The sequence below is a fragment of the Polyangium sp. 6x1 genome (assembly GCF_029946515.1).
GTDB lineage: Bacteria > Myxococcota_A > Polyangia > Polyangiales > Polyangiaceae > Polyangium.
Genome location: NZ_JARZHH010000020.1, coordinates 140,503 through 157,405, shown reverse-complemented (window position 1 = coordinate 157,405; position 16,903 = coordinate 140,503). Strand labels below are relative to the sequence as shown.

General features: G+C 68.9%; 12 protein-coding genes. 6 read left to right on the top strand and 6 right to left on the bottom strand.

The features are described 5' to 3' along the window. Positions 1–37: 37 nt before the first annotated feature. On the top strand, positions 38–1,855 hold the full coding sequence (locus QHF85_RS20455; protein WP_281328924.1) for a hypothetical protein: 1,818 nt from the start codon (positions 38–40) through the stop codon (positions 1,853–1,855). A gap of 498 nt (positions 1,856–2,353) precedes the next feature. Here the strand turns inward: QHF85_RS20455 and QHF85_RS20450 are convergent, their stop codons facing one another. The 3 genes from QHF85_RS20450 to QHF85_RS20440 form a co-directional block, all read right to left on the bottom strand. Next, positions 2,354–3,463, bottom strand: coding sequence for an SUMF1/EgtB/PvdO family nonheme iron enzyme (locus tag QHF85_RS20450; protein WP_281328923.1), 1,110 nt, complete (start codon positions 3,461–3,463; stop codon positions 2,354–2,356). 359 nt (positions 3,464–3,822) lie between these two features. Continuing rightward, positions 3,823–4,461 (bottom strand): endonuclease III, encoded by a 639-nt coding sequence (nth, locus tag QHF85_RS20445; protein ID WP_281328922.1) that lies wholly within the window; start codon positions 4,459–4,461, stop codon positions 3,823–3,825. Positions 4,462–4,550: 89 nt separating this feature from the next. Then, a complete protein-coding gene (locus QHF85_RS20440) occupies positions 4,551–5,801 on the bottom strand; it encodes an exonuclease domain-containing protein (protein ID WP_281328921.1) in 1,251 nt (416 codons plus the stop codon). 113 nt (positions 5,802–5,914) lie between these two features. Between QHF85_RS20440 and QHF85_RS20435 the strand changes: the two genes are divergently transcribed. Genes QHF85_RS20435 through QHF85_RS20420 form a run of 4 tightly spaced genes read left to right on the top strand, consistent with a single transcriptional unit; the run spans position 5,915 to position 10,117 of the window. After that, positions 5,915–7,957: a c-type cytochrome gene (locus QHF85_RS20435; protein WP_281328920.1), complete on the top strand. Its 2,043-nt coding sequence runs from the start codon at positions 5,915–5,917 to the stop codon at positions 7,955–7,957. Next, complete coding sequence (locus QHF85_RS20430) at positions 7,954–8,535, top strand: hypothetical protein (protein ID WP_281328919.1); 582 nt, start codon at positions 7,954–7,956, stop codon at positions 8,533–8,535. Before QHF85_RS20435 ends, QHF85_RS20430 begins: the two co-directional genes overlap by 4 nt. A gap of 8 nt (positions 8,536–8,543) precedes the next feature. Continuing rightward, positions 8,544–9,782, top strand: a complete 1,239-nt coding sequence (locus tag QHF85_RS20425; RefSeq protein WP_281328918.1) for a serine hydrolase — start codon at positions 8,544–8,546, stop codon at positions 9,780–9,782. Next, entirely contained in the window at positions 9,779–10,117 is a 339-nt protein-coding gene (locus QHF85_RS20420) for a hypothetical protein (RefSeq protein WP_281328917.1), read from the top strand. Before QHF85_RS20425 ends, QHF85_RS20420 begins: the two co-directional genes overlap by 4 nt. 4 nt (positions 10,118–10,121) lie before the next feature. On the opposite strand, the gene QHF85_RS20415 is transcribed toward QHF85_RS20420, so the two are convergent. The 3 genes from QHF85_RS20415 to QHF85_RS20405 are packed head-to-tail and all read right to left on the bottom strand — an operon-like array spanning position 10,122 to position 14,337. After that, positions 10,122–11,648 (bottom strand): transglutaminase domain-containing protein, encoded by a 1,527-nt coding sequence (locus QHF85_RS20415; RefSeq protein ID WP_281328916.1) that lies wholly within the window; start codon positions 11,646–11,648, stop codon positions 10,122–10,124. Next, positions 11,645–12,985, bottom strand: a complete 1,341-nt coding sequence (locus QHF85_RS20410) for a hypothetical protein (protein ID WP_281328915.1) — start codon at positions 12,983–12,985, stop codon at positions 11,645–11,647. The genes QHF85_RS20415 and QHF85_RS20410 overlap by 4 nt, the downstream gene beginning before the upstream one ends. Further along, positions 12,982–14,337 carry a M1 family aminopeptidase gene (locus tag QHF85_RS20405; protein ID WP_281328914.1) on the bottom strand — a complete coding sequence of 452 codons (1,356 nt, stop codon included), beginning with the start codon at positions 14,335–14,337 and terminating at the stop codon, positions 12,982–12,984. The genes QHF85_RS20410 and QHF85_RS20405 overlap by 4 nt, the downstream gene beginning before the upstream one ends. A gap of 171 nt (positions 14,338–14,508) precedes the next feature. Between QHF85_RS20405 and tssI the strand changes: the two genes are divergently transcribed. Continuing rightward, positions 14,509–16,875 (top strand): type VI secretion system tip protein TssI/VgrG, encoded by a 2,367-nt coding sequence (gene tssI, locus QHF85_RS20400; protein WP_281328913.1) that lies wholly within the window; start codon positions 14,509–14,511, stop codon positions 16,873–16,875. The last annotated feature ends 28 nt before the right edge of the window (positions 16,876–16,903 follow it).

Sequence of the window (16,903 nt, the reverse complement as noted above, 5' to 3'; positions counted from 1 at the left end):
AACGGGCCCGCGATTCGTACTACCTTGGCGACGTACGATGAGCGCCCACGCCCTTCCCCTCCGAGGACGTCCCCGACGTGCCGCGACCCGCCTCGCCCGCGGGCTCCTCTTCGCCCTCGCCCTCGCGCTTCCCGCGACCCTCGTGGGTTGCAAGGACGAAGCGCCCCCGCCGCCGCAGAAGGTCGCGCCCCTCGAGCCGATCCCCGCGCCGGCCGGCCTGCTCGCCGACGTCTTCGTCCCGAACCCCGACGACGCGTGGGCCAAGGCGCGCGCGGCCATCGGCGGGCCTGCGCTCTTCCTCCCTTCGAACGCGGGCAACCTCGCCGTCACGCTCCTCGGCCTGCCGCTCGCCGCCTCGGCCGAGATCGACGGCAACCTCCCGCTCGTCGGCGCGCTCGTCGAGCGAACCGGCGGCGGCCGTCCGCGCGCCGCGATGGGCGTGCACGTGCGCGACGCGGGCAAGGTCGAGGCATTGCTCGTGAAGGGCGAGAACGCGCGCTTCCAGACCCGCGTCGACGAGAAGACCTCCATCACGCTCCTCGAACCGAAGGACGGCGGCGCTCGCTCCCTCGTGATCGGCCTGCTCGGCAACTACCTGCTCTTCGCGCAGGAGACCGCGGATCTGCTCGACGTCGGCCCGTACGTCGCGCGCACCCTGCCCACGGCGAAGATGCCGAAGGGCGACGTCTCCTTCGAGCTGCCGCGCGAGGCGCTCGGCGGCCCGATCGAAAAGGGCCTGCGATCGAGCTGGGAGAGCCTCCGTCCGCGCCCGCGCCCCGGCGCGACCGCAGCCGGCGACAAGGCGCCCACAGCCGTCCCGAGCCCCCTGAACGGGCTCATGGATGCCTTGCTCGGCATCCTCGTCGAGCTCGACCACGCGCGCATCACCCTCGACTTCGACGACCGCGCGGCGCACCTGCGCCTCGTCGGCACGCCGCGCGAAGGCTCTGCCGGCGCCGCGAACATCGCCGCGATGACCGTCGGCGATCCGCGCCGCCTGCTCGAGCTGCCGGCCGACGCCGACATCGCGATCTACATGCAAGACAGCGCGAAATCGCGCGCGACCGACGCCAAGAAATACGCCGACGCCCTCGCCGCCGCGATCGGCAAGGACGTCCCCGACGCGGATCGCGAAGCCCTCTCGGCCGCGCTCGTCGCCCTCGCCGAGGGCCGCGGCGACTCCTTCACGGCCGGCGCCTCGCTCCTCTCGACCGGCCCAGCCATTTACGCGCGCAGCGACATCGCCGACGAAGGCAAGCTCGACGAGGCGCTCGGCAACCTGCTCGGCCTCGCCAAGCGCAAGAGCTTCGCCGCATGGCTCGGCCAGAACGAGATCGACGTCACCACCGGCAAGACCGTCCTCGAGAACCTCCCGGGCGACATTCGCCGCATCCGCCTCACGCGCGCCGAAGGCAAGGACGACAAGGGCAAGAAGGACGCAAAGGCAGACAAGGACCGGAAGGACAAACCCGCCGCAGCGCCGGAGGGCGTGCCGAGCACGATCGACGTCCTCTACACGCTCGGCAAGGAGGGCCTCATCCTCGCAGCCGGCTACGACGCCAAGGCCTCATTCCGCGCCATCCTCGACGCGCCGGGCAAGGAGAACCTCTCCGGCCGCGCCGAGGCGAAAACCGCCCTCGCGGCCATCGGCGACAAGACGGCCTTCGTCGCCTTCGTGGACCCCTTGCGCCTCTTGAACCGCCGCGCAGGCAAGCCCGAGCTCGGTCCAAGCGCGCCCGTCGTCTTCGCCCTCGGAAAGGGCGGGGAAGGGATCGGGGCAAACGATCCATGGATGCGCCTCGACGTCGCGAACCTCGCCATTCAAGAGCTCGTCAAGCGCCGCGGGGCGCTCTAGTCCGGGGGGCGCCTCGCTGGGGCTTTGCCCCAGGCCCCACCGGGGCTATCCGCCCCTGGACCTGGACCAGCGCAAGCGCTGGACCCGGGGTCGATGAACTGCGCGATGCGCAGTTCATCGAACGGGCCGAGTCAAGACCAGCGACGACCTTGCCAGCCAAGACCGCCGCGCTGACGGTTCAGCTGGCAATGGGGTACCAACGGCCTGTTGGACGAACTCCGCATAGCGCAGTTCGTCCACGCAAGGTCCAGGGCTGGCCCAGCAAAGAGGGGGCGGACAGCTTGAAACCATTTCCCCGCATCGACTGCGCATCGCGCAGTCGATGCCCAGAGGTCCAGGGCTTGCCCAGCAAAGAGGGGGCGGACAGCTTAAATATTTTCCCCGCATCGACTGCGCTTCGCGCAGTCGATGCCCAGAGGTCCAGGGCTGGCCCTGGTTCGGGTCGAGGGGCGAACAGCCCCCGCGGGGCCCGGGGCAGCGCCCCGGCGCGGCGGCTCCTCAGCGCGCCTCCCGCTCCTTCGCGTTCCTGACGCATCGAAAACCCAGCCCCGGCACCTTGTACGACACGATTGCGCCGCCTCGGAATGCTGCGAGGCAGCCACGACCGCTTCGGTTCCAGCCTCCGCCGCGCACCACGTAGTTGCCGATGTTCGACCGCACGTGCACGGGGTCGACCTCGTCCTTGCCTGAATAAGGCACGTAGCTGTCGAGCACCCATTCCCACACGTTCCCGGCTAGATCGTGGATTGGGCCATCGGGCCAGATTTTATCCCCCTTGCGGTGCGTCCCCACCTTCGAGGGCCCGCCTCCGTGGCAGCCGCTGTCGCCGCCTGGCGAGATCAGGATTGCCTGCGTGAAATCGGTGTGCTCGCACGTCGGCTCCTCGTCGCCCCAGGGCCACGAACGCCCGTCGCCTCCCGTCGCCGCCCACTCCCATTGCGCCTCGGTCGGCAGGCTCTTCCCGTACTGCTCGCAATAATACTTCGACATCGGATAGTCGACGAGGTTCACCGGGTAATCCGGTTTGTCGGGGTAGGTCACCCACCGATCGGTCCGCTGTGGCGCCTTGCAGCCCTTCTCCGCGACGCATTTCTTCATCGCGCCGGCGGTGACCTCGGTCTCGTCCATGCAAAACGGCTTCGTCAGCACCACGTTGTGCGGCAGGTCCGCGCGCCCTTTGCCGTGATTGCCCGATTTGCGGTTGCCGAACCCGAACGCCGACAGGTTCTTGCCCATCTTGAAGCCCGCGGGCCCCGTCGCGGGCACGTACACCTCGCCCTCGGGGCACGCCGGCGCGCATGCGCCTGCCTCGCACCGCTCGATGTCGAGGCACGTCTTCACCGTCTCCGGCGCGCCTCCCGCCCCGGCGCAACGCACCACGCGCTCGCCGTCGCACGCGAGGGCGCCCTCCGCTTTCCCCGCGCACGGCCCCTTCTCTTCGGGGGCCGCGGCCGTCGTTGTCGCGGCTGCGTTCGCGACGTTGCTTCCGCTGATTGCCGGGGGCGCCGCGCCTGCGTCGTCCGTACCACTTCCGCCGCTCGTTTGCTTGGCGCAACCGGCGAGGACGGCGAGGGCGGGGAGCCAGAGGGCGACGCGCGGGCGAATCACGCGGCGGAAGGTACCCCCTCGCCTGGCGCTGGCAAAGGTTCCGCGTGCCTCCGCCGCGCTCCGGTGACGACGGAATGCCCGCCGTCCTGACTCCCCTGCTCCCCGAGGTGATTCCCCCCCTCCGGAAGGTGGATCCCCGTATCCGACTTCACATTCCCCCCCTCCCCGGAGGTGATCCCCCTGCTCCGGGACCTGATCCCCCTGCTCCGGGACGTGATCCCCCGTGTCCGGACATACATCCCCCTGCTCCCCGACGTCATCCCCCACGGGGGATCGTCTCGGGGGGGCAGGGGAGGGGTCTCGCGGAGCTGGGGAGCCGGATCGTGGAGCCGAGGGACCTCGCCCACGAGCTCAGGGGATCAGACGTTTCGCTTGGGGCATACGTCGGCGAACATGCAATCACCGCATTGCGGCGCCTTGGCCGTGCACGTGTACCTCCCGTGCAGGACCATCGCCGGGCCGAACTTCGTCCAGCGCTCCTCGGGCACCATGTTCATCAGATCCCGCTCGATGGCCTCGGGCTTCTCCTGCGTGGTCAGGCCCATTCGCTGGCTCACGCGCGCGACGTGCGTGTCCACGATGATGCCCGAGGGGATGTCCCATGCATTGTTGAGCACCACGTTCGCCGTCTTCCGCGCGACCCCGCGCAGCGCCGTGAGCTCCTGCATCGTCCGCGGCACCTCGCCCCCGTGCCGCTCGCAGAGCGCGCGGCACGTCTCCTGAACGGCCTTCGCCTTTTGCCGAAAAGCGCCCGTCGGCTGCAAGATCTGCTCGAGCTCCTCCGTGTTCGCCTCGGCGTACTCCTTGGCGTTGCGGTATTTCGGGAAGAGCGTCTTCGTCACCTTGTTGACCCGCACGTCGGTGCATTGCGCGGCGAGGATGGTGGCGATCAAGAGCTCCAGCGGCGTCGTCCAGTCGAGCTCGTAACGAGCGTCCGGGTACTTGTTCTGGAGCCGCTCGAGCACCGTCGAGATCGAGACCTCGCCAGACCTTGCCATGCGAATGACCTCCTGCGTTCTTTCGTGAGGACGAACCCGAGCCTACCCGAATCGAATGCGCCTGGCGAGACCCGAATCTCGCGGCTCGGTCATTGCTTGTCCGGCGTTCGTGCGAGCGTGAGGAACACCGGCACCGTGAGCACGCGGATCCCATAAGCCCGCGCCTTCTGGCTCTTCGCCGTCATCGAATGCGGATCGTCGATCACCAGCACGTCGAGCTTCTTCGTCACGGAGGCCTGCACGCGCAGGCCCGCCGCCACCGCCCGCGCTTCGAGCGCGGCCTTCGTCGGCTCGCCGTCCCCGGAAAAACATATCGACGTCCCCGGCACGAGCGGCCGCGTCGAGCCTGGCCGAGGCGCCGCCGCGCCGCTCTGCGCCGCCGCGAGCGCCTGCTCCGCCGAATCCGCGGGCAAACCGAGGAGCCGCGCGACCCGCGCGAGATCGGAGGCGCCGAGACCCCCGCCGAGATCCCCCGCGAGCGCCGCCCGCGCGACGCCCGTCAAATAGGCCCGATGCGCGGCCGTCACGTCCCCGCGCAAGAGCCCCGCGCCAAGGGCGTGCTTCCGCGCCGCGTCCGCCTTTTCCTCGGTGACGCGCCGATCTTCGAGGATCTCGTCGAGCACCGAGAAATACCCCTCCACGCTCCCGTTCGACGTCCCCTCGGGCAAACCTTCCACCATCGCGCCGAGCAGCGACGGCTCCGCCGAGGCCTGCGCCTCGCCCCGCGCGACGATCCGCGACGGACCTTCGATCACCGGCCACGCGACGCTCGACGCGACCGTGAGCTCCGTGTCGTACGACGTGCGCCAGAAGCCCGTCTTATTGAGCCGCGCGAACACCCCCGCGGCCGCGCGCGCGTCGTCGAGCGCGCGGTGCTCGTTCCCGCCGTCCACGCCGAGGGCCTTGCAGCACGACGAGAGCCGATATTCCCCGAGCCCCGGCAAGACCCGCATCGCGAGCTCGCGCGTGCAGAGCCGCGGCGCGTCGGGCCACGCGTACCCGAGCCGCCCGAGCTCCTCGGCGAGGAACGCGAGATCGAATTTCACGTTGTGCCCCACGAGCACCGCGCCTTCGAGGAACCGCACGAGCTCGGAGAGCACGTCCGAAAACCGCGGCGCGCCCGCGAGATCCTCCGCGCCGAGCCCGTGGATGTGCGTCGCGCCGGGGTTCCGCTCGGGGTTCACCAGCGTCGTGAGCTCCGCGAGCACCCGACCTTCCGCGTCCGTGCGCACGACGGCGAGCTCGACGATCCGATCCGTCTTCCATCGCAGCCCGGTCGTCTCGACGTCCAGAACCGCGAATCCACGGGGAAAAGAGGCTCGTCTTTCGGCGCTATCCATCGCGATCGGCGCCACCCTAGCACCTCCGGGCGTGCGAGGACAACGCTTGGAATGGCTCACCTTTCCGGGTTCCGTCCCGCGGACCTCCATGATATTCGCTTCCAATCAGGGACATGCGGACCTCGCCCCTCCTCGTCGCCGCCCTCCTCGTCGCGCCGCTCGCCGCTGCTGGGTGCTCTTCCTGCGGGAAAAGCTCCACAGACCCCGCGCCCGGGGCCGCGTCCTCCGCGGCGCCCGGCCCGGCCGATTCCGCCGCCGCGCCGCCCCCGAAGGCGAAGACGCCCGCGGCGAGCCGGCAAGGCAACGTCGTCGCGCGGAGCCCCGCGGAGGACCTCCTCTACGTCGCCGACGAGGATGGAAGCGCGCTCCACGTCGTGCCGCTCCCGTTCGACAAGGAAAAACCCGCGCTGACCGTGCCGCTCCCGGGCCGGCCCGCGCAGGTCGTGGCGCGGGACGGCGAGGTGCTCGTCACGATTCGCGATCCCGGCCTGCTCCTCGTGATACGGCCCGATCCCACGGTCGTATACGGGGAAGCCGCGCGTATCGCCCTGCCCGCCGACGCCTGGGGGCTCGCGATCACGAAAGACGAGAAGACCGCGCTCGTCTCGTCTGCGTGGACGCACAAGGTCTCCGCCGTCGACCTCGAAACGAACAAGGTCCGCTTCACGGTCGACGTCGCGCGCGAGCCGCGCGGCATCGCCATTGCCGCGGACGGCTCGCGCGCGTACGTGAGCCACCTCGTCGGCGCCGCGCTCACGCGCATCGACGGAATCGGCAGCGACAAACCGACGGTCAAGCGCGTGAACCTCCCCGCCGCGCCGCTCCGGCTGCCGTACGACACCACGCGTGCGGACGACGCCTCCCTCGGCTATGCCCTCACGTTTTCGCCCGACGAACGCAGGCTTTTCGTCGCGCGCCATGCCTTCGGCGCCATGGGGGTCGAGCCCTGGTACGGCGCGCCGACCGTCGACGTCTTGCTCCCGCGCGACGATTCCCCGCTCGCGCCCCGGCGCAAGCAGCCCCCGCTCACCGGGACGCATATCAACTCGATCCCGCCCGACGACCCGACCCTCGACCTCCGCCCTGGCGACCTCGTGCAGCCGCGCGCCATGGTGTATCGCGCGACGACGCGCACCTTGCTCGTCCTCGGCGAGGGCAACCTCGCCTTGCCCGAGCTCGACGCGACCTCGATCGACCCCTCGGCGATGGTCCGGAAAAACCACCCCCTGCACGACGAGGGCGCGAGCGGCGGCGGCCCAGCGTGCGCCGCTCCGAGTGGCCTCGCGCTCTCCTCCGACGAGCGCAAAGCCTACGTGTTTTGCCGCTCCACGAACGTGCTCGCCGTCCTCACGTTCCCCGAACCCAAGGCCGGCGCGAAATCCAGCGTCGTCCGCATTCCGCTCGGCCAGGGCCCGAAGGACGCCCTCGTCGCCGAGGGACGCCGCCTCTTTTACGACGCCCAGGATACCCTCGTGAGCGGCGGCCTCGGCTGCGCGGGGTGTCACCCCGAGGGCCGCGACGACGGTTTTACCTGGACCGAGTTCGTCTCGGAGGAGGAGGGCACGAACCACACGTTCGTCTCGAATGGCCGCGTCGCAGGTTTGGCCCGCCAGACACCCATGCTCGCCGGCCGCGTCACCGCAGAGGGACCTTATGGCTGGCACGGCGAGAGCGAGACCCTCGTCGAGCGCATCCTCGCGGGCTTCGCCCTCCACCGCTGGGACGAGCGGCACGTCGTGGACAAGCAAGCGACCCGCCCGCGGGCGCTCGCGATCGCCGCCTTCCTCCGCGGCGGCCTCGTCCCTCCGCCGCGCGAAAAGGCCGAGCTCTCGGAGGTCGAGAAGCGCGGCAAGGCCGTCTTCGAGGGCGCCGAGACCGGCTGCAAATCGTGCCATGCGGGCGCCGAGCACACCGATCGTGTCCCGATGCCGCTGCCCCGCATGACGATTCGTGCGGGCTACACCGACGAGAAGGACAACAACAAATACAAGACGCCTTCGCTCCTCTTCGTCGGCGGCACGCCCCCGTATTTCCACGACGGCAGCTACGCCACGCTCGAAGAGCTCATCGACAAGAACGACGACCGCATGGGCAAGACGAACCAGCTCTCCGCCGAGGACAAGGCCGCCCTCGTCGCCTACCTGAGGACGTTATGAAGCTTCGCTCGCTCCTCCCTGCCTTCGCCGCGCTCTCGCTCCTGTCGAGCGTCGCGTCGCCCGAGGACGTGCCCGACGCCTCCCCGGGCGACGCGGGTGCGGACGCGGAGGCGGCGCCGCCCGCGGAATCGCTCCCCTTCCTCGGCCCCGTCCCCGCCGAGAAATCGAAGCCGCCCACGTTCGCCGAATGGAGCGCCGCCAAGGATCTCGACGCCGCGAGCCGCTCGTACTTCTGCTCGGTTCGCCGGGTGCGGGAATGGCTCCGTTTCCGCTGCGAGGTCCTCAATTCGAACAGCATCGACCTCGTCGCGGGCAACACGAACGACGTCTTCTTCTCCGTGAAGCAGGGCGGCGGCGAGTGCACCAGCGATCCCGACCAGGGCCAGATTTGCTGGGACGCCGTCGAAGTCGTCTTCCCGCTTCGCCGCGGCGATCGGCGCTTCTTCCAGATCACGCAGCGGACCGGGGGAGCGTATTACATGCCGGGCAGCGGACCGATGTTCCAGCCGGTCGTCGGCCTCTCCGAGATGTGGGCCGAGGACGAACCCGGCCCGATCGTCACACTCGCCCCCTTGTGAGCACGTTCATGGGCTCCTTCCGCGCCACGCTTTTCCTCGCGCTCTCGGCCCTCGCCGGCTGCTCGTCCCCGGGCGCCGGCGATTCCACGCCCGTCGAGCTCACGGGCCCGCCCCCGTTCGCCGTGAAATCGCGGACCGAATGGCCCACGCGGGCCTGGCCCACGGCGGATCCCGCCTCCGTGGGCATTGATCCGGCCGCGCTGAAGAAGCTCGACGCGTACCTCTTCGCGCGCCATGGCGACGATGTGGACCGCAAGGGACAACGCACGAACGCGTTCGTCCTGGTGAAAGACGGAAAGCTCGTCTTCGAGCATTATGCGCGCGGCACCACGGCCGAGACGTCGCTGCTCACGTGGTCGGTGTCGAAGAGCTTCGTGAACACCCTCATCGGCATCGCGGCCCAGGAGGGGCGCTTCAAGATCGACGACCCCGCGGGGAAGTATTACGCGGCGCTCGGCCCGGACAAACAGAACGTCCGGATGACCGATCTGCTCCGCATGAGCTCGGGGATCGACTGGAACGAGACCTACGAGGCTTCACCGGTCTTCTCCTCGGTCATGGCCATGCTCTACACGCGCGGCCAGGACGACATGCCTCGTTTCGTCGCCGGGCACGGCCTCGCCCATGCCCCGGGCACGCGCTGGAGTTATTCGAGCGGCGACACGAACCTCCTCCTCGCGGCCCTGCGCGCCACGATGTCGGACGCCGAATACGCCTCGTACCCGTGGAAAGCGCTCTTCGAGCCGCTCGGCATGACGAGCGCCCGCTTCGAGCGCGACGGCGCGGGCAATTTCGTCGGCTCCTCGTACCTCTACGCCACGGCCCGCGACCTCGCGAAATGGGGATTGCTCTACCTCGCCGACGGCGTCTGGGACGGCAAGCGCCTCTTGCCGGAGGGATGGGTCGCCTACACGCTCACGATGGCCCCCGCCTACTACACGACCGAGGTTCCGCCGCCGTTATGGGAGGACAACCCCGGCGCCCAGGTCTACCTGAACGTCGGCGACCCCAAGCGAAACATCCCGCGCCCCTGGCCCGCCGCGCCGCCCGACACGTTCGCGGCCCTCGGCCACTGGGGCAAATCGATCTTCGTGATCCCCTCGCTCGACCTCGTCGCCGTGCGCATGGGCGACGACCGCGAGTACGGCTGCTCCGCGCACGTGCAAAAGAACTGCGTGCCCGACCGCGAAAAGGCCTTCACGAAGGGGTATTACCTCGAGCTCCTCTCCGGGCTGGTGAAGCGATGAAGCGGGGCAAGCGCGTCCTCAAGATCGTCGGCATCGTCCTCGGCGTGATCCTCGGCCTCGTCGCGATCTTCGTCGCCTGGAACTGGAAGGCCCTCTCCGCGTTCCCGTCGCTGCCGGCGGGCTACGAGGCGAAAGAACTCTGCTCCTGCCTCTTCGTCGAGGGCCGCCCGCAGCCGGATTGCGAGGGGTTCATCCGCCAGACCGTCGTCCCGATCGACGGCCGCTCCTTCGACATGGAGGGCAAGGCGGTCACGGTCACGGCGCTCTGGAACACGCGCCGCGCGCATTACGTCGCGGAGCGGTTCGGCTGCGTGATCGACGGGGCGGGGAAGTGAAGGCTCACTTCCGTCGGTTCACCTCGAATTGCCCCACGAACGAATGGCTCCCGACCGGCGCCTCGTTCGCGAACAGCCGTACGTGATACGTCCCTTCCGCGGGTAGATCACACCGCACGAGCGTCGTCTCGCCCGGCGTCACCCGGCAGCGCGACGTCTGCGCCGCGCCCTTCGCCTCGAAGTCGGCCAGGATCGACATACCGGCCGGGTTCTTCAAGGTCACGACCGCCTCGCCGTCGACCGTCACCTGCGAGCGCTTCGGATCCACGAGCACGAGCCCCTTCGCGTGAAAGCCCGGCCGGAGGTTCGGCTGCCGGACGAAATCGCCGCGGGAGATCGGCGACGACGAGAGCTGCCAGCGCGGCTCGTCGGGCAAATGGTTTGCCCCGAACACCTCGGGCGGGGCCATCAGGTAATCGGTCGAGTATTCCTTGACGAACGCGGGCCCCTTCAGATACCCGGCGTCCCACGTCGCGTCGATGAGGTACCATTTCCCATCGACGAGCGCGGCGTTCCAGGCGTGCCCCTCGCCGGCCACGTCGCCGCCCATGTCGCGCGACACGCCGACCACGTAGGCGATCGAAACGCCTGCCGCCTCGCCCATCGCCACGAGCAGCTTTGCGTATCCGGCGCAGACGCCTTTCCGCGTGGAGAACACGGTCTCTGCGTCCTGCGGCGGATACCGCTTCGCCAGGTAATTCTCGCCGTCGTAGGCGACCCGATCGGCCACGTAATCGTGCAGCGCCTTCACCCGCAGCACCGGGTCCGGCTCCTTCGCCGCGAGGTATTTTCCCACGGCCGCCGGGCTCGTCTCCACCTCGGGGGGAATCGATGCCACCGCCGGATGCAATTCCTCGCGGAACGGCCAGCGCTTCGCGCCGGACTCCGGCTGCGGCGCCGGCGTGGGCGTCGGGTCGGGGATCGGTTTGTCCTGACCGTCGGGCTGTTCAGCTTGCCGCGGCTTGTCCGTGGGAACGGGCGGCGGCACGGGCGCGGCCGAGGAGCTCGACGAGCCCGTGGGCTTCGGTGGATCGTCGCGGTAGGGGTTCTCGTTCGTGGCGAGATAGAGCCATTCGAGCCGATCGGCCGTGGCAAAGAGCGCGCGTCGCGCCGTGTCCGCCCACGTGCCCTTCGCGCCTTCGAGGAACCAGTCGCCGCGCGCCGAGAGCGCCGTGAACAGCACCTTGGGCGCCGCGAGCAGCAATGCGCCCAGAAAAACCAGGTTGAGCCCCAACGTTCGGAGCAGGATCCGATCGCCGTACGTCAGGATCCGCGGCTTCGGGTTCTTCTCCCGCGAGCGCCGGAACGCCGCGAACGCCTCCCACGCGAGCGGCAGGATCGGAAAGAAGCAGAGCCCCGCGAGCAGCGCCGCCCAGCGCGGACCGTTCGAGTACGCGGCGAGCGACGAGGCCGCCCAGACCCCGGCGAGCGGCAGCGCGACGACGAACAGGACCCACAGGATCCGCAGCAGGAAGACGGTCACGGCGAGCGCGGGGCTCGTCTTCCTGGGCTTCGCGCCGCCCGGCTTCATTTGCCCTTGGGCGCGGGCGGGGCCGTGGTCTTCGCCCCGCACCCGAGCCGCATGGCGAACGACTTCGTCCCCGCCGTGTACACCACCCACACCGTATTCGCGTCCGCCGCGGCCGCGTGCAATTCGAGCACCTGCCCCGGATAGGCGGCCACTTCCTGCGCCTCGATCGCCCCGCTCCCGCCGAGCGTCGCGACCTCCAGCACTTGCGGCGAGCCCGGCTCCTTCGCCTCCGGCCGCGCGTACACCACGATCGTCTCGCCGCACGCCGTCGCCGCCGCCACGGGCGCCGTATCCATCCCGTTCGGGTAATCGAGCGTCTTGATCTTCGCCTTGCCGCTCCAGTCGACGAGAATGTCATGGAGGGCGAAACCTTTCTCCGTGGCGAGCGGCAAGAGCCCGGCCGCGGAGTTCCCCGCGCGCGCGCCCACGAGCTCCGGATACCCCTCGGGCGGCCCGCCCACGAAGACCACCTCGTCGGCCGCGAGCGCCGTCGTCTTCTCGCGGATCTCGAAGCGCCGCGCGTGCACCGGCGTCATCGCCGAGCGCGCGTCGAGCCACATCGCGATCACTTGCCCCTCGCCGACCGGCACGAGCGAAATCGACGTCGCCCCCGATCCCTCGGGCGAAAGATCCAGCACGCCGCCGCCCTCGACCCACAATCGCCCGTGCCGCTCCGCATTCCGCGCGTTCGGCGCCGCCAGATACGCCACCGCGTCGCGCCCGCCCGTGCGCAATGCCGAAGGGCTCGTCCCTGGCACCGCGTCGTTCGCCACGACCTCGGGCGCGCCGAGTTTTCCCTCGGCGTCGAGCGCGCTCCGCACGAGCCCCGATCCTTCGACCCAGTACGTGTGCGTCACGCCCGAGGCGTCCTCGGCGACGGCCACCTTTCCGCGCGGCCATTTCCGCGCCCGCTCCGGCTCGCTCGGCCCGGGCGCGGGCCCGTCGGCCCCGAACAGGCTCACCTGCGCCGCATTGCCCGCGAGCCGCCAGATCACGCCTTTCGAATACACCGTCGCGGCCCCGCCCACCGCGATCGGCTGCTCCGGACCGTCGATGAGAAAGCGCGCGCCGGTCCTCGGCTTGCGTTTTTTCGTGGTGCCCCCGCCCGCGCCCGCGAGCGCATTCCCCGGCGTGGCCGATCCCGCGGGCGCGGCCGATCCCGCGGGCGCCTCGTCCTCGTCCGGCGCCGCGCTCGGGGTCGTCAGCGTCTCGGCGCTCGTCGACGGGGGCGCCTGCGGCAAGGGTTTGTCCTTTTTCGGCGCAGGTCGCCGGCAGCCCGCGCCCGAGAGCGCGAGCGCGAGCGACGCGATTCCCACGAGCGCTCTCTTCGCGTTCAAGGACAAACCTGCTCGGACGGCACCGTCTCGCTGCGGAGCCAGGCCGCCGCGCAGGCCGCGGCGTCGTACCCGGCCACCGATTTCAAGATATCGAGCAGATCCTGGAAATGAGCGGCCTTGCCCTTATTTTTCAGGAAAAACGCCTTGAGCGACGGATCGAGCTTCTGCTTGCCGATCTTCGCCTCCAGCGCGCGGAAGAAAAACGCGCCTTTCATGTAGGCGATGTCCCCGAAGAGGTTGTCCTTCAGGATGTCGACCGCGCCGCAGCCCTCGGGCCAGGCGATCTTCGACGCCGATCCGGCCATCGCCGTGTTCAGGCGGGTCTGGTAATGGCTCCAGACCTTCGTGCCCTCGGCCGCGCCCATCACCTCCGTGATCGCTCGCGCTTCGAGGTAACTCACGGTGCCCTCGGAGAGCACGAAATCCTCCCAGCACGCCACGCGCACGCCGTCGCCGAACCAGGCGTGCGCCGCCTCGTGCGCCTGGATCCACGGGTCGCCCATGGCGATCGTCGAGACGTGCCAGTACGGATGGTGTTCCATGCCCCCGTACGCGGTCGGACCCCAGTCCGCCGCAATGGGGCCCGCCTCGCCGCCGAACGGATACCCGGCGAGCATCGTCTCGTAGAAATTCATGATGTCGACGAGCTTCTCCGTCCCTTTTTGCGCGTCCGTCCCGCCGCCCGGCAGGTAATGGGCCACGAGGCGCGTCCCCTGGAACGTCGTCCCGATGTCGAGCTTCGTGTAGCTCCCCGTCGCCCAGGCGATCTGGTAGGACGGCGCGTCGATACCGATCGCGGACGGATATACCGTCATCATGCCCGCGGGCGTGCCCGTGACGGTGAGGTCGAACGTCGTCCCGTCCGCGGGATCCGAATGGCACGGGAAGAGGTTGCCGCAGAAGTAAGGCCAGACGAGCGTCGAGCCCTTCGCCATGAGGCCTTCGAACTGCGCCTGCTCCTTGAACTTGTAATCGATCGTGATCTGCGCCGACTCCAGGGACTTCGGCACGCCGACGTCGAGCTGGCCCTGCGTGAGCGTCCATTTCAGCGGACCCTCGGCGCGCGAGACGCTCTCGATCTCGAGCCCCCCGGCCTCGAACGACGCGCCCGTGCTGGTCAGCGAGCCTGCGAGATCGATCACCGCCGTCGCGGTCATCGTCGCGAGATCCACGGTGAGCCCCGTCTTCTGGATGTTACGGCCGAAGTCGGCCGACGGCTCGGGCGGAGGCTCGACGGGTGTCCCCGAGCTGCTCGACGCGCTCTCGCCCTGGTTCTCGTTCTGGGCACAGCCGAGGGCCGTGAGGATGACGATTCCCATCCCGACGTGCCTCGCGAGTCGACCGATCTGCATGTGCTACCTCCGTGCGAGCGCGTGATCATCCACGCCGCGACGAGATCGTGTCAAGGCCGCGCGAGTCAGGAATTTTCCGCTGCCTCTGCGAGCGTTCTTTCCGGGTGGTGCCTCTTTACGACCGGCACGGGCCCGTGCTCTACTCTCGCACCACGTGCCGGAGCGTGAGCGATGAGCGAGATCTTCACCTTCTTGTCCACCGCCTTCCCCCCGACGGCGCAGGTCACGGCTTTCAAGGGGCGGGAGGCCATTTCACGGACCTATGAATTCGACATCGCGTTGAAGCTCGCAGGGCTCGACGTCGACGTCGCCGCTGCCGTGGGCGCCCGCGGCACGCTGAACATCGATCGGGGCCTCGGCGCGCCGCCGTACGTCTTTCACGGCATCCTCGCGTCCGTCGAGCTCGTGAACGATTACGGCACGTACGGACTCTACCTCGCGCGGCTCGTCCCGACGTACTGGCAGCTCACGCTCACGCGCCACAGCCGCATCTTCACGGACGCGAGCATCCCGGACATCATCGAGGCCCTCCTGAAAGAGGGCGGGCTTGGGGCGACCGATTACCGGATCTCGCTCTGGCACGACTACCCGAAGCTCGAGCACGTCTGCCAGTATCGCGAGAGCAACTACGATTTCATCGCCCGACTCGCCGAGCGCGAGGGCATCTATTTCTACTTCGAGCAGGGCGAGGACCGCGAGGTCCTGGTCTTCACGGACACGCGCTCGGGGCACAAGAAGCTCGCGCCGAAGCCGGTGAAGTATTTCCCGGCGCCGCCCGGCGACGTCTCGGCGGGCGAGTCACTCCGCTCGTTCCGGTGCCGCTCGAACGCGCTGCCCGGCCGCGTGAAGGTGACGGACTACAACTACCTGAAGCCGAGCCTGGAGGTCAAAGGCAGCGCCGAGCTCTCGGGCAAGGGCGACATCGTGCTTTACGGCGAGAACGTGAGGACGCCGGGCGAGAGCACGCGGTACGCCTCGATCCGCGCCGAGGAGATCGCCGCGCGGCAGACGGTGTACACGGCCACGGGCCCGCAGTTCTATCTGCGCCCTGGCTACGTGTTCGTGCTCGAGGATCACCCGCGGCTCCCGTTCAACAGCGATTACCTCACGATCGAGCTCGAGCACCTCGGCAATCAATCGGCGAGCGCCGAGGATCTGGCGTTGCTCTTCGGCGAAGACGCGCCGACGAAGGAGACGTACCTCGCCACGCTGCACGCGATCCCGCACGCGACGCAGTTCCGGGCCGAGCGCAAGACGCCCTGGCCGCGTATCGACGGCGTGGTCGACGGCGTGGTCGACGGCGTGGCGGCGAGCCCGTACGCGCAGATCGACGCGCACGGCCGCTACAAGGTGAACATCTTCTTCGACGAGGGCGACGCGATCGACGGCTCGCGATCGACGTGGGTGCGCATGCTCCAGCCGCACAGCGGCGCTGTCGAGGGGCATCATTTCCCGCTGCGCAAGGGCACGGAGGTGCACCTCGTCTTCCTCGGCGGCGATCCGGATCGCCCCGTGATCGCGGGCGCCGCGCACAACGCCGAGACGCCGAGCGTGGTGACGCAGAACAATTACACGAAGAACTTGATCCGCACGGGGTCGAACAACTTCATCGAGATGGAGGATCTCCTCGGCTCGACGCACGTGCACATCTACGCGCCGAAGCTCAACTCCTCGCTCCACCTCGGCGCCGGCCCCTACAACTTCGACCTCCGCACCGACGGCAGCGGCCACATTTACACGGGGGTGAACCTCGACGTCGACGTGATGGCGAACAAGACCGAGGACGTCCACGGGACCATCACCGAGACGTACGAGGGTCCGTTCACGACGACGGTCACGAACCCCGTCACGCAGACGTACAATGCGACGCTCGACGAGACGGTCGAGGGCGCGGTCACGGTCCGTTACAACAACATCCTCGACCTCCAGGTCACGAGCAATACGACGCAGGTCTACAAGGCTGTCGTCGATTTGAACGTGCACGGGACGAACACCGAGCGATTCCACAGCACCTACGACGAGACAGTGCACGGGAAGATGACCGGGATCTACCTCGGCACGCGGTTCCAGGGCGTGACGGGAGAGGACAAACTCTTCGTCGACGGCGTGCAGGACATCCACGTCACGGGCAATTCGACCGAGAAGATCGACGGCATCTACGACCTCACGGTCAAGGGTGACATGAAGACGTCGATCAACGGCAACCAGAAGATCTCGACGCAGGGCCCGGTCGAGTGGTTCAAGGCGGCGGAGTTCCAGGGCTTCACGGCCGGGGCCAAGTACGACGGCCACGCCGGATTCGCGCTCGACTGGTTCGCGGGCGCCAAGATCTCGCTCTTCGGCGGCATCAAGCTGGACCTCACGGCGGCCGTCTCGCTCGCGATCACGCTCGGGCCCACGATCTCGATCGCGCCGGTCGGGATGGATATGAAGGCGACGAACTTGAACGCGCTCGGCCTCAAGCTCCAGGCGATCGGCAACAAGCTCGAAGCCAAGGGCCTGAGCCTCGGCGTCGCCGGCCTGCACGTCAACACCTGATTCCCGCGTTTTCCTGCGAGAGCCTCGC